Origin of the sequence: Chromobacterium alkanivorans (genome assembly GCF_016937655.1) — a bacterium.
Classification (GTDB): domain Bacteria; phylum Pseudomonadota; class Gammaproteobacteria; order Burkholderiales; family Chromobacteriaceae; genus Chromobacterium; species Chromobacterium alkanivorans.
On the sequence record NZ_JAFHKL010000002.1, the window covers coordinates 1 to 13,624 of the forward strand.

11 protein-coding genes are annotated in these 13,624 nt (G+C 66.8%); 1 reads left to right on the top strand and 10 read right to left on the bottom strand.

Annotated features, from left to right (window positions below):
• Positions 1–47: 47 nt before the first annotated feature.
• The 9 genes from tssH to JW897_RS03780 form a co-directional block, all read right to left on the bottom strand.
• The gene (gene tssH / locus JW897_RS03740; protein WP_205465211.1) at positions 48–2,678 is read right to left on the bottom strand and encodes a type VI secretion system ATPase TssH; all 2,631 of its coding nucleotides are present in this window, start codon (positions 2,676–2,678) and stop codon (positions 48–50) included.
• Positions 2,675–3,652: a type VI secretion system baseplate subunit TssG gene (locus tag JW897_RS03745; protein ID WP_048415272.1), complete on the bottom strand. Its 978-nt coding sequence runs from the start codon at positions 3,650–3,652 to the stop codon at positions 2,675–2,677. The genes tssH and JW897_RS03745 overlap by 4 nt, the downstream gene beginning before the upstream one ends.
• Positions 3,649–5,511 carry a type VI secretion system baseplate subunit TssF gene (gene tssF, locus JW897_RS03750; protein WP_048415273.1) on the bottom strand — a complete coding sequence of 621 codons (1,863 nt, stop codon included), beginning with the start codon at positions 5,509–5,511 and terminating at the stop codon, positions 3,649–3,651. Before tssF ends, JW897_RS03745 begins: the two co-directional genes overlap by 4 nt.
• Positions 5,508–5,954: a GPW/gp25 family protein gene (locus tag JW897_RS03755; protein WP_048415274.1), complete on the bottom strand. Its 447-nt coding sequence runs from the start codon at positions 5,952–5,954 to the stop codon at positions 5,508–5,510. The genes tssF and JW897_RS03755 overlap by 4 nt, the downstream gene beginning before the upstream one ends.
• A gap of 117 nt (positions 5,955–6,071) precedes the next feature.
• Positions 6,072–6,599 carry an Hcp family type VI secretion system effector gene (locus tag JW897_RS03760; RefSeq protein WP_043590675.1) on the bottom strand — a complete coding sequence of 176 codons (528 nt, stop codon included), beginning with the start codon at positions 6,597–6,599 and terminating at the stop codon, positions 6,072–6,074.
• Positions 6,600–6,757: 158 nt separating this feature from the next.
• Positions 6,758–8,269 carry a type VI secretion system contractile sheath large subunit gene (gene tssC, locus JW897_RS03765; protein WP_156187936.1) on the bottom strand — a complete coding sequence of 504 codons (1,512 nt, stop codon included), beginning with the start codon at positions 8,267–8,269 and terminating at the stop codon, positions 6,758–6,760.
• Positions 8,266–8,790: a type VI secretion system contractile sheath small subunit gene (gene tssB / locus JW897_RS03770; protein ID WP_048415275.1), complete on the bottom strand. Its 525-nt coding sequence runs from the start codon at positions 8,788–8,790 to the stop codon at positions 8,266–8,268. Before tssB ends, tssC begins: the two co-directional genes overlap by 4 nt.
• Before the next feature lie 30 nt (positions 8,791–8,820).
• The gene (locus JW897_RS03775) at positions 8,821–9,753 is read right to left on the bottom strand and encodes a type VI secretion system protein TssA (protein WP_205465212.1); all 933 of its coding nucleotides are present in this window, start codon (positions 9,751–9,753) and stop codon (positions 8,821–8,823) included.
• Positions 9,754–10,798: 1,045 nt separating this feature from the next.
• Positions 10,799–11,935: a DUF4158 domain-containing protein gene (locus JW897_RS03780; RefSeq protein WP_205465213.1), complete on the bottom strand. Its 1,137-nt coding sequence runs from the start codon at positions 11,933–11,935 to the stop codon at positions 10,799–10,801.
• Positions 11,936–12,419: 484 nt separating this feature from the next.
• Here JW897_RS03780 and JW897_RS03785 point away from each other — a divergent pair, with 484 nt between their 5' ends.
• Complete coding sequence (locus tag JW897_RS03785) at positions 12,420–12,836, top strand: hypothetical protein (RefSeq protein ID WP_197083093.1); 417 nt, start codon at positions 12,420–12,422, stop codon at positions 12,834–12,836.
• Between the two features lie 275 nt (positions 12,837–13,111).
• Here the strand turns inward: JW897_RS03785 and JW897_RS03790 are convergent, their stop codons facing one another.
• A complete protein-coding gene (locus JW897_RS03790) occupies positions 13,112–13,510 on the bottom strand; it encodes a hypothetical protein (protein WP_048415277.1) in 399 nt (132 codons plus the stop codon).
• Between the last annotated feature and the right edge of the window lie 114 nt (positions 13,511–13,624).

The following is a 13,624-nucleotide window of genomic DNA, read 5'->3' on the forward strand; positions in this document are numbered from 1 at the left end:
GCTCAAGGCGACGCTGTCGGCGTCCAGCAAGGGGCTGTTCAGTTCGATCAAACGCATGCGGTTTCTCCCGGGGTGGCGGCTTCGGCCGGCGCGGCAGACGGCAGCGGCACGCCCTCCCCGTCGTCGAAAATCAGTTCCAGCTTGTCGGCGGCGCTCAGGCGCACGCTGCGCAGGGCGCGGTCGGCGGCGCGCGCTTCCAGCACGCCGCGGGCGATGGCCGGCATCACCCGCTGGCGCAGCAGGTCGCCCACCGCGCGGCCGCTGGCCGGGTGCCGGGCCACCGCGCGGGCGATCCAGTCCGCGGCCTCGGCGTCGGCGCGCCAGTCCAGACCGTTGGCGCTCAGGCGCAGGCCGATGTCGTCCAAGGCCTGGCGCGCTATGCCGGCCAAGGCCGGCTCGCCCAGCGGCCGGAAAGCCACCACCCGCATCCGCGCCAGCAAGGCCGGCGCGAAGCGGCGCTGCAAGCGCTCCCGCGCCAAGGCGTCCAGCCGGGACTGCGAAACTTCGGCTTCGGCGGCGCAGGCGGCTTCGATTTCGGCGTCGCCCAGATTGCTGGTCAGCAAAATCAGGCAGTTGCGGAAGTTGATGTGCCGCCCCTCGCCGTCCTCCATCCAGCCCTGGTCGAACACCTGATAGAACATTTCGTGCACGTCCGGGTGGGCGCGGTCGAACTCGTCCAGCAACAGCACGCTGTAGGGCTTCTTGCGCACCGCCTCGGTCAGCCGGCCGCCGCGGCCGTAGCCGACATAACCCGGCGGCGCGCCCTTCAGCGTGGACACGGTGTGGGCTTCCTGGAATTCGTTCATATTGAAGCGCAAGAGATTGCGTTCGCCGCCGAACAGCGCCTGCGCCAGTTCGGCCGCGGTCTGGCTCTTGCCGGTGCCGGTCGGGCCGGCCAGCAGCATCACCGCCAGCGGCCGACGCGGATCGCCCAGGCCGGAGTGCGCCACTTGCAGCGCCTCCACGATGGCGTCCAGCCCGCTTTCCTGGCCCTGGATGCGCTGGTTCAAGGACTCGCGCAGCGCCATCAGCCGGCGCGCCTCGTCCTGGGCCATCTGGGTGACCGGCACTTGGGTCCATTCCGACAGCACTTCGGCGATGGCGTGGGCGTCCACCCAGGGCCGCACCAGACGCTCGGCGCCGCTCAGCGCCTCGGCCCGCCGCGGATCGGCGCCGTCGGTTTCCAGCGCGTCCAGCCAGGCGCCCACTTCGGCGCGCTGCTCGCGCAGGGCCGCGTCCAGCTCGTCGGCGCTAGCGGCGGCCTCGGCCCGCTCCCGCTCCAGTTCCGTCGCGTCCTCCGTCTCGGCCAGGCCCAGCCGCGCGTCGCTGGCGCGCCAGTTCAGCGCCTGCTCCAGCGTCATGGTGCGGTGGCGCAGCCGGTCCAGCGCCGCCGGCTGGCAGCTCTGGCTCATCGCCACCCGCGCGCAAGCGGTGTCCAGCAGGCCTATCGCCTTGTCCGGCAATTGCCGCGACGGCAGGTAGCGGCGGGACAGCGTCACCGCGGCGCGCAAGGCGGCGTCGACGATGCGCACGCCGTGATGGCCGGCGAAGCGCGGCGCGATCATGCGCAGCATGTCCACCGCGGTGTCGTCGTCCGGCTCGTCCACCGCCACGGTCTGGAAGCGGCGCACCAGCGCGGCGTCCGGTTCGATGAACTGCTTGTATTCCGACCAGGTGGTGGCGGCCACCATGCGCAGCTGGCCTCGCGCCAGCATCGGCTTGATCAGGTTGGCGGCGTCGCCGGTGCCGGCGTTGCCGCCGGCGCCGATCAGGGTGTGGGTTTCGTCGCAAAACAAGATAACGGGCGCCGGCGCGGCGATCACCGCGTCTATCACCGAGCGCAGCCGCTGCTCGAACTCGCCGCGCGCGCCGGCGCCGGCCTGCAGCCTGGCCACGTCCAAAGCCCAGATCTGCGCGCCGCGCAGGCCCGGCGGCACTTCGCCGCGATGGATGCGCTGGGCCAGCGCCTCAGCCACCGCGGTCTTGCCGACGCCGGCCTCGCCCACCAGGATGGGGTTGTTCTGCCGCCGCCGCGACAGCACGTCGATCACCGCGCGCAATTCGGCGTCGCGGCCTATCACCGGGTCCAGCTCGCCGGCGGCAGCCTGCTCGCTCAGGCTCACCGCCCATTGCCGCAGCACCGCGGCCGGATCGGCGGCCTCGCCGGCGGCGGCTTGCGCGGCGGTCCCGGCGGGAGCGTCGGCCGCTTCCGGCCAAGAACCGGCCAGCGCCTCGTAACGCGCGACGATGTCGTCCAACGACAACTTCGCCAGCGCCTGACCCACCCGGTGCTGCAGCCAGCGCCGCGTCGGCTCCTCGTCCAGCCAAGCCAGCAGCAGGTGCCCGCTGCGCACCTTGGCGGCCGGCGCGGCCACCTGGCTCCAGCTGATGGCCGGCGCCACGCTGCGTTCCAGCGCCGGCGAAATGTCGCGCAGCGATTCGCCGCCGGCCTCGGCGGCGTCCAGCGCCTTGCCCACGCGTTGCAGCGCGGCGGCCGGCTCGCAATCCAGCGCTTCCAGCAAGAGCGCGACGTCGCCGCCGCCGCGGCGCAGCAGGCAAAGCAGCCAATGATCTAGGTCCACCAGCGCGTGCCGGCGCGAGCGCCCCAGCGCGGTGGCTTCCACCAAGGTGTCGTATGCGGTTGGGCCTAAGCGGCCGAAAATGCGTTCTCGGTTCACAGCGGATCCTGGAAAGATTCATACACGGTGAGAGTCCGGAGCGAATCGCCGGGGCGGGACCATGCGTCCACCCCCAGGCGCATGCGCCCCACCTTGCCTGCCAGTTCCGGCCGGGTGCGGATCTGGACCTTGATGACCGGGGCGGCCCGGCCATCGGCGAAATCGGCGGCGACGGCGAACATCGCCAGCACCGCGGGCGCGCCGCGCCGCCAGCGGGAAAACTCGGAGGCGTCGATCGGCCCTATGGTGATGTCCAGCGCGTACTGGGCGTCCCAGATCCGGCTGCCGACGCGCCAGCTGCCCAGCCGGCGCGGCCCGGCGGCGCCGCGCAGCGGAATCCAGCGTCCCTGGCGCGGCGACAGCCGCACCGGCGCGCCGAAATAGCCGGCCAGGATTTTTTGCAGGTCCGCCAGCGAGCGGCGCGGCGCGTGATAAGCGCCGGGGTGGCTGCGCCGGCAGGCGGCGGCGTGGCGGTCCAGCAGCGGCTCGGCCTCCGGCGCGGCGCCGGCCAGCGCGGCGACGCGCTCGGCGAAGGGATGGCGGCCGCGCTCGTAGCCCAGCGCCGGATGCATCGCCGCGCGGGCGGCGTAATGCAGCCAGGCCAGGTCGCCGCAGGCCAGGTTGACGAAGCGTTCGAAGGCCGCGTTGCGCTCCAGCCGGCGCTCGTGCAGCGCGTGCTCGGTGATGTGCAGCGGCAAGGGGCCGTAGGGCGCGAACAGGCCGAAGTGGCGGCACACCACGCTGACGCGCGGCGCGGCGTCTTCCTCCGCCTCTTCCACCTTCACCCCGCTGATCTCGCTGCTGGCGAAATGCATGTCGGCGGCCTGCTCCAGGCCCAGCCAGTCCGGCCGGCGCCGCAGCCGGCTCGCCGCGGCCGCCTCCGGCAGCCGCCATTGCCAGGTTTCGACGCGGCGCATCAGTTCGAAGAAGGTGCGTTGCGGATTCAACTCCCGGATCATCTGCTGCCGTTTCATTGCAGTTCTCCGTCGGCGCGCAGCGTGTTGCCGTGGCGGCTGACCAACTCGCCGTCCAGCCGCAGGCTGACCTCGATGCCGTCGTTGAGGGTGACCGCCTGGGCCAGCGCCTGCGCCAGCAGCCGACCGAACAACCAGCCGCCGCGGTCCGCGTGCATCACGGCGGAGATGTCGATGTCCACCAGGGCGGCGCGCACCAGGGCCTGCGGCGAGCCGCGGCCGGCGGGCAGGAAGCCGGCTTGCAGATGCGCGGCCTTCAGGCTGTCTATGCGCTGCCGGTCCAGCGCCAGTTCCGGCTGGGCGGCCAGCCGCAATTGCTCCGCCAGCCGCGCGACGATGTCCTGGCGGCCGGCGCCGCGCAGGCTCAGCGGGTTCAGGCCGATATGGGCCACCGCCTGCCAGCAGCGCTCCAGGTCCGGGATCGGCCGCGGCGCGCTGGCCGGCCACAGGCATTCCAGCCGCGCCACCGCGCCGCCCTCGGCCCGCAGTTCCGCCGCCGGCAGGTCTTCCGGCCGCCAGCCGCGGTCCGCCACCAGCGCGCGCCCGGTCAGGGTGGCGATGTCGTCCAGGCCGATGTCGCCGGCGCTGGCGGAAATGGTGATCAGATCGTGACTGCCCAACGCGTCCGGGCGCGCCTGGCGCGGCCCCTCGCTTTGCAGCGCCGGCTCGCGGCGCAGCGAGTAGCGCGCCGCCGCCGGAGCGCTCTGGTAGCCGCCGGCGTCCAGCGCCGGCCGCGCTTCGCGCGAACGGCCGTTGCTGTCGCAGACATTGATTTCCAGCAAGCGCCACAGGTGGTGCTCGGCCGGCCGCATCCGGTCCACCGGAATCCATTGCTCGGTCTGGTTGGGGTCGTAAGGCACCGGGTCCAGCCGCTTGGGGTAGAGATTGATCGCCGGGGTGGCGAACAGGCGGAACTGGCCGGCGTCGACCTCGCCTATCAGGTCCAGCGGCGCCTGGCGCAAGGCCAGGATCAGTTCGAAGCCGCGCGCCGCCGGCGCCCGCGCCGCCAAGGCCGCCAGCGCGTCCAATTCCACGCTGAGCAGCCGCGCCGGCTGGGCGAAGTACTCGCGCAGCAGCCGCAGACCCGGCAGGCCGCCGGGGTCGGCCGGCAGCAAGGCCTCGTCCTCGTCGGCGGCGGACAGGCGCAGGCCGCTGAGCGGCAATTCCAGCAAAACTTCGCCGCCGCGGCCGTCGTCGGCCGTCGCGTACCAGGCGCCGACGTCGGCCAGCATCGCGCGGTGCAAGGCGTAAGCGCGCGGCAGATCGCCGGCCAGGCTCAGTTGCAGGGGCTTGGCGCCGCCTTCGACGGCGGCCAGTTCGCCCAGCGCCACCGTGCCTTCCAGTTTGAAGCTCAGCCGCAAGGCGGCCTGGGACGAGGCCAGCCGCCGCGCCAGCTCGGCGGACAGCCGAGCCAGGCCGCGGCCGCATTCCGCCCGTTCCAGCCGCAGCGGCAGCAGGGTCACTTCCCGCCCGGTGGCGAAGGTGACCGGCCGGGCGGAACCCGGCAAGGTCGCCTGGATCAGCGTGCCGCGCGGCATGCTGCGGCCGCGGAAGGCTTCCGGCGAGGCGAAGTCGGGATGGAAGGCGAAGCTGCTGATCGCCGGCGTGGCGCTCAGATACAGCGGGCAGACCTGGGCCAGCGCCTGGCGCGCGAATTCCGCGCATTCCAGATCCAGCCGGGTCTGCACCCGGGCCGACAAAAAGGCCACGCCTTCCAGCAGGCGCTCGACGAAGGGGTCGGCGACCGAATTCGGCCGCAGGCCGAGCGCCGGGGCGATCTGCGGATGCTCGCGGGCGAAACGCGCGCCGGCTTCGCGCAGATGGCGCAATTCATTATTGTAGTGATCGAGGAAATTCATCCGGCCGCTCCCGCCTCCGCCGCGCGCGGCAGGCCGAAATAGCCGTCCAGATAGTCCAGCGTCAGGCTGAGCCGCAGCGCTTCGCCGCCGTCGCGGGTCACCGCGGCCACGTCGAAATACAGCAGCTGCCGCGTCTGCGGCCCGCTGCCGGCGCGCGCGCTCACTTCCAGCCGCTCCGGGTCCAGCCGCGGCTCAAAGCGGCGGATGGCGTCGCGGATGTGGGCGCTGACGCGCGCCGGGTCGATCCGGCTCGACTTTCTCTCCGCCAGCGGCGGCCGTCCGTAGTTCCACACTGAAGTCTCCAGCTGGCTGCCCGCCGCCAGCGGCAGACGCGCGCCGCGCAGCGCGGCGTTCATCAAGTGCGCCAGATCGCGCGCAATGCTGGCGGCGAGCGTCTCGCGCCCGGCGCGAGCGGACAGTTGGTCGAATAGTCGTGGCGTCATGGCTGCCCGGCGCCGCCTTGGCGGCGCCGTCCCGATAGAGAGATAAGAAGGCCGGAAACCCCCGGCGCATGCCTGCTTCAGCGTCTGTTCAAGGTCTTGCGGACCTTGAGCCGGCGCTTAAACCGCGGCGTTCAGCTTCAGGTCGTAACCCGCCTTGATCACCGCGCCCATGGTTCCGTCGTTGCGCTGTTCGCGGTATTCGAACTCGATCTTGGCGAAGTTGATCTTGATCTCGTCGGTGGGCAGCACGCTTTCCACGTCGCCGCTGCCGTGGCCCATGATGGCGTAGGGCATATTGCCCAGGGTGCGGAACGAGGACACCAGGCCGCTGGCGAAGGTGATGATCATGAAATCCTGCTGGCCGTTGCCGGACTTGCGGCAGATCAGCTTGGCGCGCGGGATGTGCTCGCCGGTGGCGCACATCAGGAACAGCTTGGGCGAGGCCTTGTTCGAGACCATGCGGAACTCGAAGTCCTTCATTTCCACCTTGCCGGCGCCGCCGCCGCTGCCGAAGCCCCATTTGCCCGAGTTTTCCTCGGCCCATTGCCAGCTCTGAATCTGGATCAGGCCCGTGTACTGCTTGTCAGTTGATTCCCCTTCGACACCTTCGATCTGCAGAAAGTAGTCAACCAATGCATTTGCCATGTTGCGATACTCCGAAAAAAAGTGATGGACATGCCAGACCTGAAACGGAATGCAAGCGCCGGGGCGACTCAGGTCGTTCCCGCCCCGCGCCAAACCAGCCGCCGTCAGACCCGATTCCAGGCCGCATCGCCGAGGCGCTGCGGACAGGAAACCGGTTCTCAGCGGGCGCCCTCCTGCTTGGCCGACGGCAGCTTGGAAACCAGGCGCAGCGACACGGTCAAGCCTTCCAGCTGGAAGTGCGGCCGCAGGAAAAACTGGGCGCGGTAGTAGCCGGGGTTGTCCGGCAGCTCGTCCACCAGCACCTCGGCCGCGGACAGCGGACGCTTGGATTTGGTGATCTCGCTGGAAATGCTCGGATCGCCGTCCACGTAGTTCATCAGCCAGTCGTTGAGCCAGCGCTGGGTGTCTTCCCGCGATTTGAAGGAACCGATCTTGTCGCGGACGATGCACTTGAGGTAATGGGCGAAGCGGCAGGTGGCGAAGATATAGGGCAGCCGCGACGACAGATTGGCGTTGGCGGTGGCGTCGTCGTCCTCGTAGACCGCCGGCCGGTGCACGGTCTTGGCGCCGATGAAGGCCGCCATGTCCGAGTTCTTGCGGTAAACCAGCGGCATCAGGCCGGATTCGGACAGCTCGTGCTCGCGCCGGTCCGAGATGGCGATCTCGGTGGGGCAATGCAACTCCACTTCCTTGTCCTGGGACGGCAGCACGAATTTGGGCAGCACCTCCACCGCGCCGCCGGACTCCACGCCGCGGATCTTGGTGCACCAGCCGTAGGTGCTGAAGGCGCGGGTGATGTTGGCGGCCATCGCGTAGGCGGAATTGGCCCAGCAAAAATCGCTGGCGCGGTTGGGGTCCACCTTCTCCTCGAAGCCGAACTCCTCTATCGGCTGGGTCTTGGGCCCGTAAGGCACCCGCGCCAGGAAGCGCGGCAGCGTCAGCGCCAGGTAGCGCGAATCGTTGCTTTCCCGCAGCCGGCGCCAGAACGCGTACTCAGTGGCGGTGAAGATCTTGGACACGTCGCGCGGATTGCCCAGCTCGCTCCAGTCGTCCATCTGCAACAGGCTGGGCGCGGCGGCGGAGATGAAGGGGGTGTGCGCGGCGGCGGCGATCTTGGACATCTCGGTCAGCAAGGCCACGTCCTGGGCGCTGTGGTCGAAGTGGTAGTCGCCCACCAGGCAACCGAAGGGCTCGCCGCCGAACTGGCCGTATTCCTGCTCGTAGATCATCTTGAAGATCGGGCTCTGGTCCCACACCACGCCCTTGTAGCGGCGCAGGGTCTTACCCAGTTCCTTCTTGGACACGTTCAGGTAGCGGATCTTCAGGTTCTCGGTGGTGTCGGTGTTGGACACCAGGTAGTGCAGGCCGCGCCAGGCGCCTTCCAGCTTCTGGAAATGCTCGTTGTGCAAGACCAGGGTCAGCTGTTCCGATATCTTGCGGTCCAGCTCGGCCACCAATTGCTCCACCGTCTGCGCCACGTCCTCGCGCACCACCACCCGGCTGCGGCGCGCATAGGCCAGCAAGGTCTGCACCGCGCTTTGCACCGCCTCGGCGGCTTCATTGGTGCGCGGCCGGAACGAGCGGCGCAGGATGTCCTTCAGGCCGTCGTCAACCGTGGTTTCGGTCTGGCCGGCCGCGGCCGGCGCCAGCATCTCGGCATGGGTGCTCATCTCGCCTCCCCGTCGGCCTGGGCCGCCTCGCCCGCCGCGGCGTCGTCCGCGGGCAGATGCAGGTCCTTCAGCAGCTGCTCGATCAACTCCTCGGCCGCCACTTTGCCGTCCATATAGGTCAACAACTCCTTCAACTGGCTGCGCGCGTCCAGCAGCACCGCCAGCTCGGGAATCTTTTTCACCACCTCGGCCGGCTCGAAGGATTCCATGGAGTCGAAGCTCAAGTCGATCGGGATCAAGGTGCCGTCGTCGGTGATCACGTTCTTCACGTGGTAGCTGAGCTCAGGCGCGATCTGCGCCATCCGCAGGTCGAAGTTCTCCACGTCTATCTCGGTGAAGCGGCGGTCTTCCACCGCGCCCAGTGGCTCGGTGTTGTCGCCGGACAAATCCGCCAACACCCCGGCCACAAAAGGCAGCTCCACCTTTTTCTGCGAACCGTAGACTTCCACGTCGTATTCGATCTGCACGCGGGGCGCACGGCTTTCCCCGATGAATTTCTGCGCATCCTTCTGTCGCGCCATGGCATATGTCCTTTCCCTGATATTGGTTGACTACCCTTGTGAAGGCCGGGGGCGATCCAATTTCGCCACCAGCGCATCCGATTCGGCGAACAGCTCCGCCATCAACTCCTCAAAGCCCGCGCCCAGCATCCGCTTGGCGCGCAACAGAAAGATCGGCGCCGGGTGCCCGGGCTCGTGCTCGCGGAAGTAGGCGACGATCAAGTCCAGCGCCGCCGCCACCTCCTCGCGGCTCTTCAGCGCGCCGGTCGGCGGCGCGCGCGGCGCCGGAGCGGCTTCGGCCAAGGCCGGCGCCTCCGCCGGCGCGGCAAGGGCGGGCGCCAGCGCCGCTTCCAGCTCGTCCAGCAAGGCCTTCAGGCCGGCGCAGTCGAACTGCTCGGCAAAGCCCTCGCGCTCGCTCAGTTCCATCAGGCCGGCCAGGCCGTCGCGCAGCCGCGGCAAGTCACGCCGCGCCCGTTCCCGCGCTTCCGGCGGCGCCGCGGCCGGGTCCTTGGCCAACTGGCCTACGCTGAGCTCGCTGTCCGCGCTCAGCCGGCTGTGCGTCAGCTGATGCAGAAAGGCCGGCCCGCACAGCCAGGCCAGGTGCAAGGCGTGGATTTCGCCCGCCGGCGCGTCCGGCTGTCCGGCCGGACGGATGTTCTCCAGCGGCTGCGCCGCGATCGCCGCCAGCGCCGTCAAGCCCTCCGCCGCACCGGCCAGGCCGCGCTGGGCCATGGTCGCCCGCAGCAGCCAGACGCCCACCCGCACGTCCGCCGCCTTGCGCAGCAAAGCGCGGCTGGCGCTTTCCACGCAGGTCCAGTGAAAAGGCTCAGCGCCCTTGCGCAGCGGGACCTGGCCCACCGCGTCGTATTCGCAGATCGCGGCGTCTACGCGGGCGAAGTCCGCGTCGAAATCCAGTTCTTCCGCGGCCGGGCTGTCCGGCAAAGCGATATCGGCGATGGCGTGGCTCATGGCTTCAGCGTTCATGAAAAATATTGATTCCGGCGGCCGACCGGTTCCGGCCAGCCTCAATGTTTTGAATAAGGCGCCGATAAACGCCTGGCGCGCTTTCACAAAAACTCGAGAACAAAGTTATAAGCAAACGCTTGGGCCTGTCCAAATAAACGGCCGAGGGCAGGTTTACCGGTAAACGCAGGGGAAACGGGGGAAAATTGCACGGCAATACAAATGCATAAATCGGCGTTTCATGACGGGGACGCATGCAAAGAATCGTCGCGCCGCTTAAAAATTTCGCAGCGAAAAAGGCTTGCCGAAGAGGATGACGCAGGCGGAAAAAACAGGAATGGAAGCCGCCGAGGGCTTAATCGGAATCGATTTTCAATGCGGCTCTGAAAAATAAAGCCTTGGTTTGCAAGTGACAGATTTCATTCGCATTTTCAGCGGCGGCCGTCAGGGCCCCGCCGGCCTTGCGCGGGAGAATGGGCGCGCCGGTCCGGCGCGCGTCGCGTCCTGTTGTCGCTTGCGCCGGGAAGCGGCCAGAAAACCTAGGCATGGCATGGGGCAATGTGTAAAATACATACTTATTAGGATAATTTTGAGAAAAGTTTTTTATATTGCGATTTGCTTAGTGTAAATTGGCATATATGGGTATTGCGCGGAAACTTGCCCTGGGTTTCATTTTTCTTAAGGCAATCCTTAAAAAAACCAATCCCCCCAAGGCTGGATTCGCCCAAATGCGCAAAGAACACAGCCGCGTTTCGGTCAAACATTGTTGCATTTGATACACAAAACCCTGCCTTTGGGAATTTCGCCGTTTTTGCACGCTAGCATGTTTAGATGATTGCGCACGTCTTGACGCCTTATTTGCATAAATCAAAAACAAGACTAGGGTTATCCCTAATACTCGGCAATAAAATAAACGATTGTTTAATTTGGTAAGCGTTCAATAATTTTTATTAAATATCATTGAAGCGCTAAAAAAAATAAACCCCGTCAATGACGGGGTTTATTCATCGCCTGCGTTTATCGCGCGGGGGGCTTCGCGGCGAATCCGCCGGCGCGGTCAAACCGGCTAAACCAGTTCGCCGGCCTCCAACCGTTTGCCCACCAGACGCTCGCGCAGATCGAGGATTTCCTTGACCAGGGCGGCGCGCAGCTCCAGCACCAGGGCCAGCAAGGTGGCCATGCGCCGGCGCGGCTCCAGCTTGGCCAGATCCTTGGGCTTCATTTGCCGGCCCTCCTCCGCCAGCCTGCCCATCCTCTGTTGCGACACCAGGTTCCGCAAGCCGGCGGGCAAGGCCAAAGCGTCTATCGCCTTCAATTTCTCCAGGTTCTGCAACATGCGCAGCAGCGCCGCGCGCGCCTGCAAGACGATGGCCACCAGAGTGGCCATGCGCCGCGGCGGTTCCAGTTCCGCCAGATCGTGGCAGTCCATGCCGTCGCCGGCTCGCGCCAACTCCAGCATCCGACCCTGTCCCACCAGCTGCGTCAGGTGGGCCGGCAAGGCCAGCGCGTCCACCACGCGCAAGCGCTCCAGCTGCGGCGCCGCGCCGCGGGCGCGCTCCGGATTCAGCCGCAGCCAGGCCAGCGTCGTCAGCTTTCCGCCCTCCCTCAACTCCAGCAAGGCGTCCAGCCGCTCGCGCTGGCAGGCGCTCAAGGCCTCGTTGAGGCGCGCGTAGACTTGGCGCGACCCCAGGGTCAGCGCCGCCGCGCAACTGCGGTCTATCACGCCTATGGCCGGCAGCACGATGCGGCGCTGGCGCAGCCAGGACACCATAGCCTGCGCCAGGGTCAGCGGCTGGTCGGTTTGCGCCGCCAGCCGGGTCAGGTGGCGCAAGGCCGCCTGGCCGTCCTCGGCCCGGTACGGCCTCAGCCCCAGATAGGCGTAAAGCTTGACCAGATGCTCGCGCCGGGTCTGGTCGCGGGTGGCGTAGCGCTCCCAGTCCTCCTCCCGCGCGCCCAGCGCGGCAGCCACCCGTCGCAGCAGCCGCGGCGCCGGCTGGCAGCCTTCGTCCAGAGCGATGCCCGGGTGGCGCAGATAGCACAGCAGCACGGCGACCCCAAGCCGATTGGCGCTGCCGCGGTGTTGCTGGATCAAGGCGAAATCCTGTTCGCTGAAAGCGGTTAACTGATCTAGTTCGTAATCGTCGTTGGGAGGCTCCAGCAAGCTGGCGCGCTCTAGCGACGAGAGCAACGGACGTCTTGGCATGATTCTCTTCCCCTGGCCTTGGCCAATGCGCGAAACGCCGGCGTTTCTGAGGGCCGGCTGCCTCGCTTCGGCTCCATCGCTCAGACCACGGCGCTGGAACCGGTGACGCCCCAGGCCGGCGCAATGCCCGCCGGCTAAAGGGCTAATTAAAACATTGTGAAGACAAGCTTGCTTCTCTGGTAAGCATTACTTTGTGATGGAGCGTCTTTGCGGTAGTTCCCGCAGATATGCCGATTTCTTAATTTCAGCGATGAATTAGTCACACGACAAAGGTTTTCACCCTCAAAAAATGCCATTGTATTTGATTTAAATGTAATAAATGAGGCTCAAGGAGAGGTCGAGAACCCGCGCCTTGAGAAAACCGGGGAACTTCCGTCATTCCAAACGAATCCCATGCTTCCATAAAGTGCTTAATATTGTCAGTTTCGCCCGCGGCGACGGACCCTCCGTCCCACGCCGCCCGCGCCTTGCAAGGGAGACGCCGATGTTCGAGTCCTGGATCCGCTTTTCCGTGCTCCTGTCGATAGGAGTGACCGTGTTGTCGCTGGCCGTCACCGGCTTTCTACTGTTCCGCTCCTTCGACTGGACCTCGCAGCTGCGCGGCCTGTCCGGTCCGTGGCAGCGCGAAAGCGTGAAAGACGGCATCCCGCTCAAGGCCGACGTGCTGTCTATCCGGCAAACCGGCTTGCTGGTGAACCAGGTGCCGATGATGCGGCTGGAGTTGCGGGTGTGGCAGGACGGCTTCAGCCGGGAGCTGACGATTGAACAACTGATAGATCTGGGCAATATGCCGCGCGCCGGCGAACGGGTGGAAATCATGGTGGACCGCAATGATCCGTCGCGAGCGTCCTATCTGCGGCTGGCGCCGGCGGGAGATCCGCCGGCGACGCGCTTCCCTTGAAAACCGATTGCGCCCGCGGCTCAAAGGCCATCGAGCAAGGGCGAGACCAGGCGAAAACTAGCGAAAAAGCGGAATGCGCGCATGGCGCATGAGCATTCTGAGCTGGTTTTTAGAGCCGCCAACAAAACCGCGCAGCGTAGCTGAGCCAAGGCGCGCCGACGCAGGCAGTACCCGTAGCACGACAAGGAGGCGCAACGCAGGATCAGGGGTTTTGTCAGCGGGTCTTAACGCCCGGGTCCAAAATCCCGCCGCAGCGCGGCGGAGATCGACAGGCGCTAAGCCCGGGTGGGTTTGCGCGGACGCTTGGCGCGCCGCTGCAGCAACTCCTCCAGTTGGGCGCTGATTTCCAGCGAGGCCTTCACGCCCAGCCCCTGCTGCAGCGCGTCGCGCTGCGGCGGCGCCGCCTGGGCGAACAACAGGGTTTCCCGCAACAAGGCGTTCATCGAATCCAGCCCGCCCTGCGCATGCGTCTGCAGGCGCGCGTTGATGCGGCGCAGGCTGTCGGACACGTCGATGGAGTCGGTGACCGCGCTGTTCAAGCGCATCAGCTGCCCTATCTTCAGATAATCCTGCAGTTTGATCGTGCCGCTTTGGCTCATGGTCAGCACCAGGCCTTCGATGATTCTCTCCAGCGCGGCCTGCCGCGCAACCAGCATCTCCAGAATGTCATCCATATCCACTCCTCAATATCAGGCGCGTCAAAGGCAGACTAACAAGTAAACAGTTTTAAATACATATTAATTTAGACCAGTTTACGCGCCTGACTTATCACGCCGGGTTTTTATCGG